At 71.7% G+C, this 17,354-nt stretch carries 19 protein-coding genes, 2 tRNA genes and 1 pseudogene; 16 read left to right on the forward strand and 6 right to left on the reverse strand.

The features are described 5' to 3' along the window. Positions 1–399: 399 nt before the first annotated feature. The 6 genes and pseudogenes from ACFXGI_RS34660 to ACFXGI_RS34685 all read left to right on the forward strand — a co-directional run bounded on the left by ACFXGI_RS34660 (position 400) and on the right by ACFXGI_RS34685 (position 4,305). Positions 400–732 carry a hypothetical protein gene (locus tag ACFXGI_RS34660; RefSeq protein WP_384715676.1) on the forward strand — a complete coding sequence of 111 codons (333 nt, stop codon included), beginning with the start codon at positions 400–402 and terminating at the stop codon, positions 730–732. Between the two features lie 22 nt (positions 733–754). Continuing rightward, a complete protein-coding gene (locus ACFXGI_RS34665) occupies positions 755–991 on the forward strand; it encodes a hypothetical protein (protein ID WP_384715679.1) in 237 nt (78 codons plus the stop codon). 192 nt (positions 992–1,183) lie between these two features. Then, entirely contained in the window at positions 1,184–1,978 is a 795-nt protein-coding gene (locus ACFXGI_RS34670; RefSeq protein WP_384715682.1) for a ParA family protein, read from the forward strand. Further along, complete coding sequence (locus ACFXGI_RS34675) at positions 1,975–2,292, forward strand: hypothetical protein (RefSeq protein WP_384715685.1); 318 nt, start codon at positions 1,975–1,977, stop codon at positions 2,290–2,292. Before ACFXGI_RS34670 ends, ACFXGI_RS34675 begins: the two co-directional genes overlap by 4 nt. Before the next feature lie 42 nt (positions 2,293–2,334). After that, positions 2,335–2,890: pseudogene (gene tpg / locus ACFXGI_RS34680) on the forward strand (telomere-protecting terminal protein Tpg). Between the two features lie 803 nt (positions 2,891–3,693). Beyond that, complete coding sequence (locus tag ACFXGI_RS34685; protein WP_384715688.1) at positions 3,694–4,305, forward strand: endonuclease domain-containing protein; 612 nt, start codon at positions 3,694–3,696, stop codon at positions 4,303–4,305. 70 nt (positions 4,306–4,375) lie between these two features. On the opposite strand, the gene ACFXGI_RS34690 is transcribed toward ACFXGI_RS34685, so the two are convergent. After that, entirely contained in the window at positions 4,376–4,819 is a 444-nt protein-coding gene (locus tag ACFXGI_RS34690; protein WP_384715691.1) for a DUF6233 domain-containing protein, read from the reverse strand. A gap of 818 nt (positions 4,820–5,637) precedes the next feature. Here ACFXGI_RS34690 and ACFXGI_RS34695 point away from each other — a divergent pair. The 3 genes from ACFXGI_RS34695 to ACFXGI_RS34705 all read left to right on the forward strand — a co-directional run bounded on the left by ACFXGI_RS34695 (position 5,638) and on the right by ACFXGI_RS34705 (position 7,237). After that, positions 5,638–5,835, forward strand: a complete 198-nt coding sequence (locus ACFXGI_RS34695; RefSeq protein ID WP_384715694.1) for a hypothetical protein — start codon at positions 5,638–5,640, stop codon at positions 5,833–5,835. Positions 5,836–6,907: 1,072 nt separating this feature from the next. Continuing rightward, positions 6,908–6,981 (forward strand) — tRNA-Ile (locus ACFXGI_RS34700). A 182-nt stretch (positions 6,982–7,163) separates the two neighbouring features. Further along, positions 7,164–7,237 (forward strand) — tRNA-Lys (locus tag ACFXGI_RS34705). A 49-nt stretch (positions 7,238–7,286) separates the two neighbouring features. On the opposite strand, the gene ACFXGI_RS34710 is transcribed toward ACFXGI_RS34705, so the two are convergent. From ACFXGI_RS34710 to ACFXGI_RS34725, 4 genes are all read right to left on the reverse strand, one after another. Further along, on the reverse strand, positions 7,287–7,526 hold the full coding sequence (locus tag ACFXGI_RS34710; protein WP_384715697.1) for a hypothetical protein: 240 nt from the start codon (positions 7,524–7,526) through the stop codon (positions 7,287–7,289). A 107-nt stretch (positions 7,527–7,633) separates the two neighbouring features. After that, entirely contained in the window at positions 7,634–8,179 is a 546-nt protein-coding gene (locus ACFXGI_RS34715; RefSeq protein ID WP_384715700.1) for a hypothetical protein, read from the reverse strand. 512 nt (positions 8,180–8,691) lie between these two features. Further along, the gene (locus ACFXGI_RS34720; RefSeq protein WP_384715703.1) at positions 8,692–9,099 is read right to left on the reverse strand and encodes a MarR family transcriptional regulator; all 408 of its coding nucleotides are present in this window, start codon (positions 9,097–9,099) and stop codon (positions 8,692–8,694) included. Positions 9,100–9,419: 320 nt separating this feature from the next. Beyond that, complete coding sequence (locus tag ACFXGI_RS34725; protein WP_384715706.1) at positions 9,420–9,833, reverse strand: helix-turn-helix transcriptional regulator; 414 nt, start codon at positions 9,831–9,833, stop codon at positions 9,420–9,422. A gap of 116 nt (positions 9,834–9,949) precedes the next feature. Between ACFXGI_RS34725 and tpg (ACFXGI_RS34730) the strand changes: the two genes are divergently transcribed. After that, positions 9,950–10,507 carry a telomere-protecting terminal protein Tpg gene (gene tpg / locus ACFXGI_RS34730; RefSeq protein WP_384715709.1) on the forward strand — a complete coding sequence of 186 codons (558 nt, stop codon included), beginning with the start codon at positions 9,950–9,952 and terminating at the stop codon, positions 10,505–10,507. A 668-nt stretch (positions 10,508–11,175) separates the two neighbouring features. Further along, on the forward strand, positions 11,176–11,460 hold the full coding sequence (locus tag ACFXGI_RS34735; protein ID WP_384715712.1) for a hypothetical protein: 285 nt from the start codon (positions 11,176–11,178) through the stop codon (positions 11,458–11,460). Positions 11,461–11,717: 257 nt separating this feature from the next. Here the strand turns inward: ACFXGI_RS34735 and ACFXGI_RS34740 are convergent, their stop codons facing one another. Continuing rightward, a complete protein-coding gene (locus tag ACFXGI_RS34740; protein ID WP_384715715.1) occupies positions 11,718–12,326 on the reverse strand; it encodes a hypothetical protein in 609 nt (202 codons plus the stop codon). Positions 12,327–12,693: 367 nt separating this feature from the next. Here ACFXGI_RS34740 and ACFXGI_RS34745 point away from each other — a divergent pair, with 367 nt between their 5' ends. The 5 genes from ACFXGI_RS34745 (at position 12,694) to ACFXGI_RS34765 (ending at position 16,881) form a co-directional block, all read left to right on the forward strand. Then, on the forward strand, positions 12,694–13,161 hold the full coding sequence (locus ACFXGI_RS34745; protein WP_384715718.1) for a hypothetical protein: 468 nt from the start codon (positions 12,694–12,696) through the stop codon (positions 13,159–13,161). A 225-nt stretch (positions 13,162–13,386) separates the two neighbouring features. Further along, positions 13,387–14,688: a hypothetical protein gene (locus ACFXGI_RS34750; protein ID WP_384715720.1), complete on the forward strand. Its 1,302-nt coding sequence runs from the start codon at positions 13,387–13,389 to the stop codon at positions 14,686–14,688. A 116-nt stretch (positions 14,689–14,804) separates the two neighbouring features. Next, positions 14,805–15,290: a hypothetical protein gene (locus tag ACFXGI_RS34755; protein WP_384715724.1), complete on the forward strand. Its 486-nt coding sequence runs from the start codon at positions 14,805–14,807 to the stop codon at positions 15,288–15,290. 77 nt (positions 15,291–15,367) lie between these two features. Continuing rightward, entirely contained in the window at positions 15,368–15,811 is a 444-nt protein-coding gene (locus ACFXGI_RS34760) for a hypothetical protein (RefSeq protein WP_384715727.1), read from the forward strand. Between the two features lie 155 nt (positions 15,812–15,966). Further along, positions 15,967–16,881, forward strand: coding sequence for a hypothetical protein (locus ACFXGI_RS34765; protein ID WP_384715730.1), 915 nt, complete (start codon positions 15,967–15,969; stop codon positions 16,879–16,881). Positions 16,882–17,354: the final 473 nt, after the last annotated feature.

Here is a 17,354-nt window from a genome sequence, read left to right on the forward strand (position 1 = left end):
GCCCCCAGCCCCACTCTTGCAGCCAGCGGGCTGGGACGGTGCGTCTTCGGGGACCTTGAGCAAAAGCCGGTACCTGGCCTGCAGCGCTTGATCCCCCCCCAACACGAGATGCAGAGTGCGGCCGCGGCCGACGTGGCGCTCGCTCCGCGCCGCCGATGCCGCCCGACGCGGTAACTGCGGGTTGTCGGCCCCTCCGGGTCCGGCCGGCCCTCCGCTCTCAACACGTCGCGTTGCCAGCGCGGCATGGTGTTCATCGGCGTCGGAGGAGGTAGGGCAGTACCACTGCGGTGTAGAGGCCGCCGGCGCCGATGGCGACCTGTGCGGGGTCTGCCCATGTGGGTGCCAGTCGCACGAGGAGGCCTGCGCCGAGGGCGAGGACGGTGCCGAGCACCAGGACGAGTGCGTCGCGAGGCCGACCGGAACGCGAAGGCGGCGGCCGCCGACGCGGCCGCCCTGGCCGAGCGTGAGGCGGACGCCGTCCGCCTCACCGCCGTCCACCGGGAAGCAGCCGCCCGCGCCGAGCTGGCCGCCCAGGAAGCCGAGGACACCGCCCGCCTGTCCGCGCGGGAGCGGGCGGAGCGGCGGGTGGCCCGGATGATCCTCGCCGCCGGCGGTGACCAGAAGGCCGTCCTTCTCGCGGACATCGAGGCGGAACTGAACGTCGGCCGCACGGTGGCGAGCGAGCGCCGCCAGGCGGCCGCCGACCTGATCGCCGGTGGTTACACCGGCTGACCAACCCGAGGGAGAAGAGATCGTGAACGCAGTGTTCGGCAAGACCGGTACGTGTACCGCGCCGGCCGTGTGGCTGGTGGAGGGCTACACCTTCCGGGACGGGGCGCTGGAGAGCCTGGACCGCACGGTGTACGCCTGCCAGGCGCACGTGAGCGTTGCGGAGGTCGGGTGGCTGCGGGGCCTGGCCCCCCACACCCGCAGTGCCCGAGGCCTCCACTGGTGCGGCACCTTCACCGACTACGAACCGGACGCCGGATGAGCAGAAGGCACACCGCACAGAGCGAAGCCCGGGGCGCTGTAATCGCCCCGGGCTTCGCCCGTTTCTACCCCGCGGCCGCCCGTCCGGGAAACCCGTGGCAGCAGAAGACTGTTGTAGGGCCCCTGATCTGCGGGTTAGCTGGCATGCTGGCTAGCTGACAAGCCAGCGAGTCAGCTAGCCGAGGAGGAAGTGATGGCCCGACGGGTCGCGATCGTCAACAACAAGGGAGGAGTCGGCAAGACCACCGTCGCGGTGCGCCTCGCCGAGGGCCTCGCCAAGGAAGGCAAGCGGGTCCTGGTGGTGGACATGGACCCCCAGGGCAATGCCTCCGAGATGCTCGGCTGGACCTACGACCCGGAGCTGAAGCCGCCGACGATCAGCCAGGCCATCAAGGCCAACACCGAAGGCGCCGCCCGTGGCGTCATCCAGCCCATCGGATGGGACGCCCCCTACGCCGGGCACATCGCGCTCGCCCCGGCCACCCTCAAGCTCGAGAACCGGATGGCCGAGGCCGGACTTTCCTGCGCGTGGCGGCGCCTGGTGACCGCGCTCGACGGCGCCGACGACCACGTCGACTTCACCCTGTTCGACTGCCCGCCGTCGGTCTTCCACCTCACCCAGCTCGCCCTCGCAGCCGCCCACGACGTCGTCATCGTGACCGAGGCCGACATCTACGCCATCGAGGCAGCCAAGCGCGTCCGCGCCTTCGTGGAGGACCGCGCACCCAAAGACCTCGCCAACCCCACACTCACCCTGCGCGGCGTGGTCATCAACGCACTGACGGCCACCGCCGTCCAGGCCGAACAACGCGACTCAGCCCGCCGCATCTTCGGAGACCTCATCTGGGACCCCTCCATCAAGCACCGCACCTCCCTCGCCGAGGCCGGCACCGACGCCGTCCCCCTCACCGACCCGCGCTGCGCCGAGCCGCGCGCGATGTTCGAGCTGCTGACGCAGACGTTCCTGAAGGCGGTGCCGTCCGCATGAGCCCCCGCCGCGTCAGCCGGACCGCAGACAACGGCGGCAACCCGGCCGCCACCACCGCGTACCCGCCCCTGCCCCCCGACGACGACGAAGTGGTCGTCGGAGACCAGGTGGCCGCAGCCGCCGTCCCCACACCCAGGCCCAAACGCCGGCGACCCGCGTTCGGCAGCTACATGGACACCGCCCTCCAACGCCAGTTCAAGGCCCGCTGCGTCATCGACGGCATCGAGATGCAAGATGCGCTGGCCGAAGCAGTCACCCTATGGCTCACTACCCGGCAAGCCGCTGACCGGCAGGCTAGCCAGCTATCCGGCTAGCCAACGAGCCAGCTAACCAACTAGCAGACAGGAACCGCCACGGTGGGCATCGTCGGAGACAGTCTGGAGCGGGCCGCGCAGGCGGCGGGAACGCGGCCGATTCCGCGGAGCGCGGGCGCGCAGATGCGGTATCTGGTCAAGCAGCACAAGGGCTCCACCAAGCAGGTTGCCGCCCTGCTGGGCGTCTCGCAGCGCACGGTGGAGCGGTACGTGAAGGACCAGATCAAAGCCGAAGGCCGACCTGGCCGCCCGGATGGAGACCGAGGTCAAGCGCCGGTGGCAGCCCCTGGTGCGCAAGCGCGCCCGGGACAAGGCCGCGACCCAGACCGGCCTGGTCATCGAGACCCGGGCCCGCTTCGGATTCACCGCCGCGCCAGGCACGACCGATGACGGGCGGATGCGCCGGATCACGCAGCACCTGCCACCGGAGTACGCGAGCCGACTGCTGGCCGCCCAGGACGCCGGAGCCTCCGAAGCCGACCTCCAGCGGATCGCTGCCGAGGGTCTGCAAGACGTCTACTTCCGGGACGGCGGCGGCCGCGCCCAGGGGCTGCTGGTGGAGTTCACCGACATCGACTACATCGACGTGAACCTGTGACCTGTGACGTTGTACGCTTCCCGGTCTCGAACTGGCGGGGCCGGCAGTCTGATGCCAGCGGTTAGCCTGCTGGTATGTCCGAGCGTGTTGTTCCGGGTGGTGGGGGCGCTCTGATCGCTCTGGGGGCCGCGGATGCGCTGTGGGCCGTGTTGACGGCCGGTAGCGCTGTGCCGGCGGCTTCCGCGGTGTTCAACCGGCCTCCTGCTGGTGCCCGGGTGGTGGCGGGGTATGTCGTGCTCGGCGCTCGTGTGGTGGCGCTGGTCGGGTCAGAGGACGGCCGGTGGGGGGTTGCTGAGACCCAGGTGCGCCAGGCTGCGCTGGAATTCAGCTCGGTCGGGATGGATGGCCGTGACCTGGTTCGCGTCGGCCCGTTCGCCAGCGCTCCGGCGCAGGAGGACGCGGGGGCAGCGCTGCTGCGGTGGCGCGGGCGGATAGCAGAGGAACTGCGGCACTCAGCCGGTCGCGAGCGGGCGGCCCGGGGCGAGCACGCCATACCGGGTCATGTGGCGGGCATCGACTGGCGGCGGGTGCTCGTGGAGCAGACCCGCGGGGCACAGCGGTCGTGGTGGCTGCCCCGGGCCGTGGTCAGGCTGCTGGATGCGGCCGCCCACACTGAAGCTCAGTGGCTGCGAGCCGCCATGGCCCGCCATGAGTGCGCAACTGTCAAGAAAACCGCCGGTCAACGGCCGGACAGACCCGCCGACGCACGGCAGGCGACAGGCAACCCTGACCCTGTCGCTCCTCGCCCGTACAGCGGGGAGCTGAGGGGGCAGCTGTACTCGGTGCTGAGCAGGAAGCCGGGGATGTCCCGCAAGGTTGCCGGGTGGACGTGTGCCGTCTGCCGGACCGCGCCAGCTGCTGTGCTCGATCACTGCCACGAGCACGGCTACGTCCGTGCCCCCGTCTGCTCCTCCTGCAACACGCTGGAGCGCCCCGACCACCTGTACAGCAACGACATCCGCGTAGCAGGCCGCTACACGCGCCTCTTCGATGCCGACGCCGCCGGCTGGCTGGACCACTGGCACCGCTGCCCCGGCTGCCGCACCCGCACCACCCTGCCCCTGCCCCACCTGGCCGCCTGGACCGCCCACACGGCCTGCCGCACCCTGCGCCCCGCCCACCGCGAGGGCCGTGCGCGCAGGCCCTGCGGTGTGCTGCGGGTGTCCTGGACGGGCAGCCAGAACGCGCCCCGTTCCTGCCTGCTGACGGTGTCCGTCGACTTCTGCCCCTCCGGCGAGCATCGTGTGCTGGCCCAGGTCCCCTACCTCGAGGCTGTCGGCCGGTTCCGGTCCTGGCTGGCCGAGACAGCCCCCGCGGTGGCTGCTGCGGCCGGTCCCGACTGCCTGGACGGCCTTCCCGCCCTGCCGCGGCCGGTCATCGCGGACACCAGCGGCGAGGGTCTGGCGCTGTTCTGAACGGCCGGCGGCAGGAGGATGGCACGGGTATCCCTGGCCTGGGGCTGGTCCTCGTCCTGGGCGGGCGGGGTCAGCCGGGGGCGTTGGGGAGTGAGGTGGCGGCTTTGCAGGTGTGGCAGGGGACGGTGCGTGGCTGTTGCAGTGCGTCGAGGGCCTGGTCGAGGCTGATGGGTGTAGCGCCGGGGTGGCAGCCGATGACGTGGATGAGGCGGGTGCCGGGGTGGCCGGGGAGGTGGGGGAGGTCCTGCAGGGTCCAGGCCTGCCCGTCTGCGGCGGGGATGGTGCGGGTGGGGATGCGGCTGTAGTCGGCGCCGGGCAGGGGGCGGACGTGGCAGGCGTCGAGCCAGATGCTGTGTTCGGCGGGTTCCGCACGCCCGCTGCTGCCGGCGGCCCAGCAGGCGATGCCTACCCGGTACTGCCATCCGTCCGCGGCACGCCGCCGCTCGTGCAGCTGGGCCCGCAGCTCCTGGCCGTCAGGCAGCGCGACGGCCACCCGGGCCGTATCTCCCGGCATCCTCAGGCCCCCTTCGCGCGCTGACCGGCATCCTAACCGGGCCGCCCGTGCCTGTCCCGTCAGTCAGGTCGCCGGTCGCAGCCGTGCACCCGCGCGGGTCCTCGCCCGGCCTTTCGGCGGCGGATCGTGCGGCTGACGCCGCACGCGGCGGCGGCTCCACTGCATGGGCGGTAACCGGGCGCGTCATGCGCACCCGCCTTCTCCGGCCGCGCCGCCTCCTCAGACCGGACCCCTGTGCCGGGCCTGCCGGACCAGGCCGTAAAACTGGGCAGCAGAAAGGCAAGGGACGGGGAAACAGTATGAGTATTGCCGGGGACAGTCCGGAACGGACTGCGCAGGCGGCCGGTCTGTGGCCGGTGTCCGGGGGTTCGGGTGTGCGGCCGGTGCGCTCACGGGTGCGCCACGGCAGCCCTTCCTGCGCCGGCTACGGATGTGTGCGGCCCGAGTGCAGGGCCGCAGCCCGCCGTGACCGGGCCCGGCGTACCAGAGAACTCCAGGCCGGACGTCCCGCTAGGGTCCCTGCCGCTGAGGCCGCGGCGCGCGCTGTGCTGCTGCGCGGTGCCGGGCTGTCGGCCGGTGACATCGCGGCGCTTGCGGGGGTCTCTGTCACGCTGGTGCGCCGTCTCCTGCGCCTGCCCGCGGACGGGCAGCCGCCGGTCCACCGCACCACCGCCGAGGCAATCCTGGGCATACCCCTGGCCGGCGCATCTGGACGACGGCGCCATCCGGGGCTGATCCCAGCCCAGGCAAGCGCTGTGTGCCTGCAGGAGCTTGCGGAGCGGGGCTGGCCTACCCGCTTCCTGGCAGCCCGGCTCAGCGTGAGTCCCCAGACCATCGCCGCCATCCGCGCCCGCAAACGCCCACGCATCACCCTCGCCCTCGACCAGGCCATCCACAACTGCCACGCCGAACTGACCGCCAGCACCCCGGCCGAGTACCGTATCGCGGCACACCGCAGCCACAGGGCCCGCACAGCAGCCCGCCAGCGCGCCCGGCACCTCCCGCCGGCCAGCTGAACCGCACAACAGCCCAACCGCCGGCGCACCCGCGGCCGGGAGTGCGGGCCCGGGCGCCCCGGCGCGCCTTGTGCTGCAGGCTGGCCGGTCCATGCCGGCGGCGGCCTGGGTGCCGCCGACAGCCCACAGAGCTGAGCCTGGGGGATGGGGTCTGTGCGGGTGCTGCCTTCGCTGGGATGTCTGTGGCGGCGCGGTGTCTGTGTGGGGCTGGCTGTGACGTTTTTGCGGCCGGACCGTTGGGTGCGGTGGGAAGTGAGTGTTCCTCACCCCCCTTGCCGGGCGGTTGTCATGCCCGGCAAGGGGGCTCCCTGCAGCACAGCGGGCCGCAGAAGGGCCCTTGCCAGGATCTCCGCCGGTACCCATCAGCCCATCACGGCCAGCTGATCAGCGCCTCCCGCCCACCGGGGGAACTTCACCTCGCCGTCCGGTCATCTTGTGAGACGGATACGCGAGTGCTGCCCGGCCTGTATGGACCTGTTCGGCCTCATCGTGAAGGAGCGTTTCCGCGCAGCGCGTTCGGCCGTGGAGCGGTGTGGAAGGGCTGCCCGTGGCGGGCAGCGGGGGCGATCCGGTACCGGGACTCCGATGGTACGCCGCCTGCATTCCTGGTTGAGGGGGGCGAGGTGGAGGAGGCCCCGGTGATGCGCGGGGGACGCGTGGTAAGGGACCTCCTCGAAGCGACCGCTTAAGGTCGGCGGCCACCCAGGCCCGCTGGGGCCTCAAGGCAAGATCGTAATGCCGGGACTCACTTCGTCCCCGGGGACTAAAGTCCTTTACCGCAGGGCCGTTCGGCTTGCCTTGGATATGGGTGGTGCCAGCTCGGCTTCGATGGCCGGGTCGACGTCCGGCCGACGCCGCCGCCGAGGCGCCTGCGGGCGCGGGCCGCGCGGGGCTGGGGGCGTGTGAAGCGATCCGTGCCCCGCGCGGACCGGGCCGGGCCACCGGTCCGGAGGATGTTTCCCGGCCGTTGCATGATCGCAGGCGCTGGGAAGGCGCCGGTAGTCAGCCAAGCGGGGAGGCCCAGATCCGCACCAGGACAGGTGGCCGACTGGGTGTTCTACTCGATGGTGTTGGGGTGGTAGCTCAGCTGGTCAGAGCTGCGGACTCATAATCCGTCGGCCGTGGGTTCAAGTCCCACCCACCCCACACGGGGGGCTGGGTGGCGCCGACGCGCATCGCCGCCTGCCGGTGCCAGGGTCCTCCGCCTGTGGTCCCGGTCGGCTGGTGACGGTCGGTGCGCTGAGGCCGGTGCCCGGCGCGCTTGCCGGAGCATGGCTGGTTGGGGCGGTGGTGTGGTGTGATGTCCCGTATGTTCTCGTCTGGGGTGCGGGGCGGTAGCTCAGTTGGTTAGAGCTGCGGACTTTTAATCCGTAGGTCGTGGGTTCGAGTCCCACTCGCCCCACTCGGACGGACGGGGCTGTCTGGCGTGGGCCTGGGCGTCGGCCCGGTCTTCATGTGGTGGAGCGGCTGCCGTTGAGGTGGGTGCTGCGGGTGATTCCGTGGACGGCGAGGGTGTTCCAGATGTCGGTGGTGGTGCGGCCGGTGCGTTCGGCGATCCGGGCGACGGTTTCCCCGCTGGCGTAGGCGTTCAGGGTGGCCTCGGTCAGGTTGCGGCGGGCGGCGTGAAGGGCGTCCTGCGCATCCTGCAGGCCCTGCGCTGCTGTTTCCAGGGAATCGTTCTCGCTGGTCATGCCTTTGCCTTCCCGGCCTTCCCCTGGGGCGGTGTGTCCCCGGCTCTGTCTGCTGACCAGGAATCGTAGCGCCTGGCCCGTTCAGCCCGGCCCGGTGCGCTGTGGGGCTATGTGCGGTGGTGGGTGCCCCACCAGGGCAGGATCGGTGGCAGGTCGCTCAGGCCGGGTGCGGGCTGTTCGGGGACGGTGGTCTCGCCGTCGTCGCCGTCCCAGCGGCGGTCGTACTGGTCGGGCAGGCTGCCCCAGCCCCAGTAGGGGACCGGCTGGCGGGGAACCGAGCCGAGTTCCTCGATGGGGTCGATTCTTTTCTCGGCGAGGGTGCACAGGTGGGCCCAGTCGTCGCCCATGTCGAAGACGTAGGCGAACTGCTCGCCGGCCTTCAGCGTGCTGAGTCTGGTCGTGTGGCCGTCGGCGGTGTCCTCGGGGGCTTCACCGTGCCACCACTGCAGGGGGCTGATGTGGCTGCCGTCGGAGCGTGTGAACAGGTGGAGGTGGGCGAGGTCCCAGCGGCCGAAGGCCAGGTCGATGGCTTTGGCCAGCTGGGCAAAGGAATGGGCGCGTGAGGCCGCGAAGATGCGGCCGGGGCGGGGCCACAGCTCGGTTCCGTGTCCGGAGACCAGCTCCACGCGGATCGACAGCCAGATACGGGCCACGGTATGCGCACGCCTTTCCTCAGTGGACCAGTGCAGACCGGAGGCTACCCGGGAGTGGCGTGCAGGCACGCATCAAGAGCGCTGCTGTGAGCCTGGGTGCGGCGGCGGGCCGATGCGCTGGTGAGTGCTCGGCGGGTATGGCGCGGTCTGCCGGTCTGCTTCGAGGCCGGGAGCGATGCCCGGGCCGGCCAGGCCCGCACCCGAGGGAGGCTGGGGCGTGGGCCTGGCCGGGTTGTGCATCCGGCTCCTCAACGATCGGGCGCCGTAACGGTTCGTTCGTTGCCGGTGCGCGGTCAGATGGGTGGTGGTCCCGGGGCTCGGTCCCGGGACCACCTGGTACGGCGGGTGGACCTCACCGCCGTGGGTGCCGGTGACTTCACCGACCGGCGTTGCCACTGTGCCAGTCTCCGCGGCGCGGGATGTTGCGCAGGTCCGGGCTTTGCCTGGCTGTCAGGCGGACGATGCCCGTGGCTGTGTGCCTGTGGGCGCTTCCCTGATGGTGTGGGGCCTGGCTAGTTGACGGGTTTGATGGTTTTTCGGCGGCGGGCGGCGATGTTGCCGAGTTTGCGTGGTCTGTTGGCGCGTGCGTCGGGGGTGATGGGCGGGTCGGCGATGGCGGTGGCGACCAGGGTGCGCATGCGGGGGTTGAGGGTGAAGAAGTAGCGGGCGTTGATGCGGTAGAGGCCGGCGTCATCACGGATGAGCAGGCTGAGCGCGGTGAGGCGGGCCAGGCTCTCGTAGATGGTGGATGTTGCGTTTCCGCAGTCCTGGGCGACGGTGTCGGCGTTGATGGGGATCGGGGTGAACAGGCCGCCGTGGGCTTCGGCCCAGTCGAGGACGCTGCGCTGCGAAGCTGTCAGGTTGAGGCTGGACAGTGGTGTGGTGGTGAGGTTGGCGAGGTCGAAAGCCTGCTGGGTCACGACGCGTTCCCCTCGGAGGCTTGGCGGGCCCGGGGCGGTCTGGCCGCTCGGTCGGCGGCGGTTCTGCTGGAGACCGGCTATCACCCGACCCGGCTGGAGACCGAGCTGAACGCTGAAGCTGGGCACTGACCGAAACGGCGGCGGGCGGCACCCGAACCGGGTGCCGCCCGCTGTTGCTGTCCGGGGTCAGGCCCGGCCGCCCCACCACCGCCGGCGCGGCCCGTCCGTCTCTCCGGCCGGGGCTGGTTCGGCCTGGGCTTGGCCGGGCACGGTCGGCCCGCCCGCCGCCGGGGCGAGTGCGGCCCGTTCGGGTGCCGGGGTCAGGGCGGCGACCGCCGCTGCAAGTCGGCGATCCGCTCGCCCCGCTCTGCCAGCTGCGCCCGCAGGTGCTCGGCCTCGGCCTCGGCCAGCTTCTGCCCGTACTCGGCGTGGGCCAGGGCCAGGGCGTGCTCCGCGCGGATGCGGTCTTCCAGTTCGGCCCGCAGGGCGGCCACATCCGGGCCCTCGGCCGGAGCGGCGGGGCCGGCCCCGGCCGGGGCCGGCGGGTCCGCCGGGGCGGGGGCGTTCAGCCGGAAACCGGCGGCCAGCAGGTCATCGACCGGGACCATCCACCCGCGCTCGGCGTCCTGGACGGAGTTGGGCAGGTCACCGGCCTCGCGGCGGCGGCGGATGGTGGAGCGGCTGACGCCGCACGCGGCGGCCGCCTCCCGCTGGGTCAGCATCGGGCGCGTCATGTGCACATCCTCTACGGCCACGCCGTCCCCCTCACACCAAACCCCCTGCCGGGCCTGTCGGACCCGGCTGCGAAGATCGGCAAAGTGTCCCGTACGCGGGACAGAATCGAGGACCCATGGGCATCGTCGGAGACAGTCTGGAGCGGGCCGCGCAGGCGGCCGGGACGCGGCCGATCCCGCGCAGCGCGGGCGCGCAGATGCGGTACCTGGTCAAGCAGCACAAGGGCTCCACCAAGCAGGTTGCCGCCCTGCTAGGCGTCTCGCAGCGCACCGTGGAGCGGTACGTGAGAGACCAGATCAAGAAGCCGAAGGCCGACCTTGCGGCCCGGATGGAGACCGAGGTCAAGCGACGGTGGCAGCCCCTGGTGCGCAAGCGCGCCCGGGACAGGGCCGCGAAGCAGACCGGGCTGGTGATCGAGACCCGGGCCCGGTTCGGGTTCACCGCCGCGCCAGGCACCACGGACGACGGGCGGATGCGCCGGATCACCCAGCACCTGCCGCCCGAGTACGCGGGCCGGCTGCTGGCCGCCCAGGACGCCGGCGCCTCCGAGGCCGACCTCCAGCGGATCGCTGCCGAGGGCCTGCAAGACGTCTACTTCAAGGACGGCGGCGGCCGCGCCCAGGGGCTGCTGGTGGAGTTCACCGACATCGACTACATCGACGTGAACCTGTGAACCTCACAGGTGAGTGTGGCTGCGACGGGGTTCGCAGGCCCCACCCCAACGGTGAGAAGTGGCTCCGCCAATCGTTCGAATGCCGGGCCGGTAGGTGGCCCGCGCACAAGCGCAGCCAGCGAGAAGAGGCCGTCAGGGGCCCGGGTGGCATGTCGGCCGCCCGTTCGAGAGGTGGAGCCACTTCACCTGCTCAAGGCCGGGGTTCGCCCAGGTTGGCACGGCCGGCCGGGGCACCGGACTCGGGACCGTTCCTCCTGCCGGCCGTCCCCGTTTGTGCCGGTGGGCCGCTGAAGTTGTTTTTCAGTCAGTTCGGGGCGTGATGCGGGAGTTGTCGGCTCGGGGCTGGTATCTGACACCTAGGACATCCTGTCAGATAAGCGATTGTTCAGACTTTCCTTCGAATTACATGTGTATGAGCGAAGATCGTCGGACATTGGGGTGGGTTCTTCCGAGGTGCCTGGGGGAGGCTGCTGGCCGTCCTGTACTGGCGGACTGTCCGGTAGGTGTAGACCTCTGTCGTGAAATGTGCTGGTCGCCGGGTGGCGGGATACGGACTGGCTGGTGTCCGGTGTCGTTGTGGCTGGTTCTGGGTGCCGGGTACGTTTCTGCACGGCTGGCCAGCCACCGCTGTTCGATCCCTGCTTGGTCGACTCGGAAGGACAATGCTCATGCTGAAGGTCAAGAAGGCCGTCGCCACTGTCATGCTGGCGGGCGCGGCGTTCGTCGGTGTCGCTGCGGCGCCGGCCTCGGCCCATGGCAGCCTGGTCAACGTCGAAGCCACCAACCTCCTCAACGGAAACCAGGTGGTCCTGCTGCAGAACGTGTCGGTCCCGGTGGCCGCCGCGCTGTGCGGGGTCAACGCCAACGTCTTCTCCGCCCAGCTCGACCAGGGCACGGCGGCCTGCCCGGCCCTGAGCAACGCGACACAGCTCGCCTCGGCGAACTGGAACTGACGCAGTAGCCCGCGGCCCCTAAAACCGCGGCCGCAGACTCTGTGATCCCGGGGCGGGGCGGCAGCAACCAGCTGCCGCCCCGCCCTCATGACGCTCCGGCCAACCGGGCTTTCAGCCAGCCTGTTCTTCACAAGCTGACGGCACACAGGGCATGCCCGGCAGCGCTGCGGGGCAGAAGCCGCACGGGGTGGTCTTCTTGCACTTCCACCACGCGATGCACTCCCTCGTGAGCGCCTGAGTCGGCAGCCCGGGCACTGCTAGTCCACGGCGATCACGGTTCTGGCAGCCTTGATGAACTCTTCCAGCGCGTTGTTCATCTGCCCGGCCGAGGCGTTCCAGGGCTCCGGCGAGTGGGCTGGCTGCTGGCCTGCCCGTGCAGCTTTGGCGCGCTCGTCGGCGGCGTGAAGGAAGCCGGCCGCCGCGAAGATGAGCTGATGGGCGGCATCGGCCACGGCCTCGGGGCCTTCAAGGCGGACAACCTGGCATTTTTGGAACGCATCGTCATAGCGCTGGGCCAGCATGAGGAGTAGATCGTTCAGCTGAGACGCCTCCTCCGGGGTCAAGGCACGGCTGACGGGCCAGGGGATGGCTCGGGCCAGCGGCGAGATGAGATCGCGCATCTTCTCGTACGTGACGATGCAGTCCACGTACGACTGCCGCCTCAGGTCGCGATGCCATTTGTGCAGGTCACGGGCTGCCTGCTCCTTCGCCTGATGCCTCGCACCGCGTTGCACCAGGTAATGACCGGCCAGCGCGAAGAAGCCCGTCAAGAGGACACCAGCCAGCACCCAGAGGGGCGCCCAGTCGAATCCCTTGCTCTCCCCTGGAGCGGTGAGGGAGACCCATGTCGTGCGTGTCGTGGACATGGCCGCAGTCTGCTCGGCTGGCGCTTCCGCGCCAAGTGAAGCGCCCGGCCGCGGGGGTGGGGCGCGGGGGCCGCGTTGCGCATAATTCACACAAATGAATATTCGGAGGGCCTCGGGCTGTAAATCTCCCTCAATTCCGATGGGTTAGAGAGTCATTGCTCAGGAGGAATGCTAAATCGACTCATGTGTCGATTATGAAATCTAGAAGAGTTCCTAGAGAGGTGAATTGGGCGACGTCCGTAATTGAGAAACTCACCTGACGGGGTGTCAGGTAGGTGTGTTTTCGTGGCGCTGGCCCCTCGATGGGCCTGTGTGGTGCGGCCGTTGTAGTGACGCCTGTGCAGCACCGGACGGTAGGGTTTCGGCCATGCCGACGGATACCGGCTCCGCCGCCCCGACCGGGCACCCGCCCCGGCGGTTCGGCCTGGCCCCGGCTCCCTCGATGGCCGCTGCCGACCCGGTCTCCGCCGACCGCACGGTGAACCGCACGGCCCGCCGGGCCGCGGCCGCCCGCCGTTCGGCGCTGCACCGCCCCCTGCACCGGCTGTGGTCCGGACGCTGGCAGGGCTGGCCCCACATGGCCGCCGTCCTGGCGGTGCTCTGCAACCGCAGTGCGCGCGGCGCCTGGGCGGCCCGCTGGGCCCCGGGGGTTGCCCTGATCGACTGGCCCGGGGGAGCCGGCAACCCGGCGACGGCAGTCCTGCACACCCTTGGCCCGCCAGGGGGTGTGGCTCCCTGGCGCATACCCCTGAACGAGCGGCACCCTGACCGGGCCCGCTGCGCCGGTACCGCCCTGCGGCCGGCAGCTGCGCCCTGCGCGCCTCACGGCCCCTGAACCCCTGAGCAACACGACCCGCCTGGTACCACCGGGCGGTGCTTCGGCGTTCGGTCGCCCCGTAGCGGGCCCCTGAAAGCACCAAACCCCCCGGTCACGACTCCGAGGGGCGGCGGTGCACTTGCTCATTTCCCAGAAGCGGAGTGTAGCCGTGATGGCTGACACCTGCGCGTACTGTGCGCGCGTTCTCGCCTGTTCGTCCGGCTCTGCCCCGGCCGGTGCCCTGTGATCGCCCCGGAGGTCCGCCGCGGCGGGGGACTGCTGTTCGTGCAGTTGGTCCCGCAGTGGCTGTGCGATCCGCGGTACTCGGCGAACCTGCGGACCCTGTACGGGATCCTCGCCACCTACGCCGACACCACCACCCGCGACACCGCCCGCGGCCGCCCGTGGCGTACAGAGCTGGCAGTGCAGCTCGGCACATCGGTCAAGACCCTGGACCGGGTGCTCCTTGAGGGCGAGTGCGCCGGCCTGTTCCGCGTCGAGCGCCGCACCGCGCCCCGCAACGCCCGGGAGAACGACGCGAGCGTCTACCACCTTCACGACGCCGCGTTCTGGAACGGGGAGTGGACCGACACGCTCGGCCCCGGCCAGTCCGCAGCCGACGCCGCCGCGGCCGTGCTCGCGCAGCGCGTCGAGGCGAAGAAGCGGGCCGGGATCACGCCCAAGGGCGGCCGCCCGAAGCGCTCGCAGTCCCCGGGGGGTGGCGTCACCGGTGACGCCAGGGGTAGCGACACCCATGACGCCAGGGTGGCGTCACCGGTGACGCCCTATGTCTATAGCCCTGTCCAGAACCCTCCTCCAGAGAAAGAAGCGCCTGCGGCGCGTAGCGCCCTGGACGCCCGGAGGGCCTCTACAGGTAGTAGCGGGCGGGCGCGCGCGAGCGGCTGCGCCGCGTCCGACGGCGCTGTCGCGCCGCAGCAGGGTTCTCGGCCGGGGAAGGGCACCGCAGCCAGGGAACAGGGCCGTGCGGTGCGGGCGGTGTGGACGGCGCTGCCCGCACCGCTGCGGGCGCTGCTGCCGAAGAACCCGCCGGAGCCGTTCGTCCGCGCGGTGACGGAGGCGCTGGAGTACCGGACCGTTCCCGAGCTGGCGGCCCGCGCGGAACGCCGGTGGTGGGCCCACGGCTACGCCTCGGCGTTCGGACAGCAGGCGATCGGTACGGCGGTGGGAGTGGCGGTCGCCCTCGTGCGCGTCTCGGAATGCCCGGTACCGGAGTGCGAGGACGGAGTGCTCACCCACACCGGCGCCGAGTGCCGTGCATGCGCCGAACGACACCTGGACCACCGGGCGGCTCGGCGGGCGGGGATCGTTCCCGTTCCTCGTGTGGAGGGGCTACCGCCAGCACTGAAGCGCTGGACCTGTACGCGCTGCGAACGGCCCGGCCGCGGCGATCCGCCCGCAGACGGCCGCTGCGCGGACTGCACTGCCGAAGCCGCCGCCAACCAGGCCGAATGGGACGCCGACGTCGCCGCCGCTGTTCGTGCCATCGCAGCCGAGCCCACCGACACCCCGTCCGTACCCGTCTGACGGCCCGTACGGCCTGCTGCGCAGCGATCAGCCGCAGGGCGGCCCCATCCGTCGTCCGGGCGGGTGATCGGCCCGCAGCGGGCCGTACAGGGCTTCCGCGACTCCTCGGAGGTCTGATGACTGCCACCGTTGCCCGTCCCCGCACCCGCCGACTCCCGGCCCCCCGGCGCACGGAGCGTCCGCCTGGGAGTCTGGCCCGGCACGTCCTGGTGGTGGCGGTCGGTCCGGACGACTGCGCCCGGGTGCTGCTGCTGGCCGAGCATGCCGGGGGAGGCCTGCGGGTGCGACGTGCCCGCTGCTGGTCTCCGGGCGGCCCCACGGGGCCGCTTCTGGCGGCCCTGGGCGCCCTGTACCGGGCGGGGGCGGACCAGACGCCCACGGCCGTGCACGTGGCCCCGGGCGGCCGCGGGCCGTGGCTGGCCCTGGTCCGCCGCGCGGTCGGCCCGCTGGCCGAACTCACCGTGCACACCGCCCCGGCCGCCGACTGGACCGCCGCCGCCGGCCTTGGCATGGCCGTGCTCGGCGTGGATCCGGCCGAGGATCCCGAGCACCTGGCCGTGCTCGCCGAGCGTGCGATCCGCCGGGCCGGCGGCCGCGAGTAGGCCGGGCGACAACTCCCGGTTGTCGGAGGCGGCCCGACAACCGGGAGTTGTCGGTGGCGGCCGCTACCGTGCGCGCCGTGACTGAATGCCCTGGGCTCGACCTTGACGGCGACTACTGCAACGGCTGCGGCTACCCGGTCTGCACCGGCTGCTACAAGGCCCACGTCCTGCCCGGCGGGCACCTCTGCGAGCCCTGCGCCCGAGCGTGCGGCGGCCAGGACCTGGCGGAGGAACTGGAGGCCTCGGCCGCCTACGTCACCGCCCTGGCGAACCTGCGGGCGGACTCCTCCTTGGCGAACCTCGACCCGGGCGAGGAGGACCCGCCGCCCACCCCCGAGGAGTGCGCGGAGGCCGGGTCAGCATTCGTGAACGGCACCGTGGACCCGGCCCGGTGCGAGGAGTGCGGCGGCCCCGCCTGCACCCACTGCGAAGCGCACCTGACCGCCGGACCGCACGCCCCGTGCACCGACTGCGGCCGCCGCCTGATCCACGTCCTGGACCCGGCGGAAATCAGCCGGTAAATCTGACCGCATATCAGTCGCATAACGGACACAGTGGCGCTAAATCCCGCACTAAATCAGCCACATGAACCGCACGCGCGCGCCGCCCGCACATGCGACATAGTGGAACGTGGGATGACACCGCACATGTTCAGTGCGGGAAAGAGGGTGGGGTAGTGACGACACCAGCCGCCGAGGACCTCCCGGCCGCCATCACCGTGTGCTGCCCCATGTGCGGGCGGGAGGTGACGACCAGCCAGAGCGGCAACACCACCCGCTGCCCCAAGAAGCGCGGCGGCTGCGGAACCCCGATCCCGGTTCCGGCCGGCACCACCCGGCCCCCGGTCGAACTCGACTGCTACGACTGCGGCCACACCTGGACCACCCGCGCAAAGGCCGGGAGCACCGTCCGCTGCCCCGGCTGCTCCCACCCCCGCCGGGTCCCGACCGCGGCCCGCGCCGAGGACGTGGAAGACCTTCCCCCGGCGCCCCCGCTTCCGGCCCGCAGGCCCGCACAGCCGACCGCACCCCGCCGGGACCCTGCTCCCCGTCCCGTACGGCAGGACCGGGCCGAGGACGACGCCCAGGCCGAGCGGGAGCGCGCGGAGCGCCGGGCGGACACCCGCCGCGCCCTGGACGAACTCCGGGCGGTCCTACGGCCCTCGGCAGCCCCCTCGGCGCAGCCCCCGCGAAGCACTCCGGCTGCTGCGGCGCCCCGCCGGGTCCCGCAGCAGCCTGCCCCCACTCCCGGGAAGCGGTTCACTCCCCGCCCCGAGGCCGTACGCGGCCCGGTGACGGCCCCTGCCACCGCCCGGCGCCGCACGGCTGCGGCCGCGTTCCTGGACGCCCTCGGCGGCGCCCTGCGGCTCCGCACGGACGCCCCGCACGGCGGCTGCGAAGCACTCGACCCCACCCAGCCACCCGAACACCGCGCCTGCCGCCAGCAGGCCGCACTCACCGTGCAGTTCACCGACCAACGCGGCCGCCACACCCCCGTCCACGCCTGCACCACCCACGCCGAGACCCTGCGATACCTCTCCACCACCCGCCCCGGCCTCCGCGCCACCCTCCGCACCTACACCTCCGGCTGACCACCCCGAGGCCGAAACACACACCCCGGCCCCACCCACCCGGACCCGGCTCCGAAAGGCCCCGGGAAGCCCCGAGAAAGGGCCGGAGAACCCAGGAGGGGCGAACAGAGGGGGTTCCAACCACCCCCACCCTGCGATACGCTCACGGAGCGTCACAGAATCCAAACTCAGCTTTGGATTCGAGACCACCCCCGCCACCCTCCCTCCTAGCCAGCCGCCCGCGCAGCGGGCCAAGGGCCGGGGAGCGAAGCGACCGGGCCCCACCCCCTCACAACCCAGCAATGGCAAGGGGAGCGCAGCGACCCGCAGCCTCCACCCCAGAGGGCTGGAGCGAAGCGGAAGACCTCCGCCGAAGCTCGCGCAGCGAGCGCCGGCCGCCCCGCGCGAAGCGCGGGGCCCTCACACTCCGTCACGTCCCCGGGGCGTATAAACCAAAGACGCGGCCCGCGCCCACCCGAGGGTAGATAGCGGGG

The organism is Streptomyces sp. NPDC059355 (genome assembly GCF_042752335.1).
GTDB lineage: Bacteria > Actinomycetota > Actinomycetes > Streptomycetales > Streptomycetaceae > Streptomyces.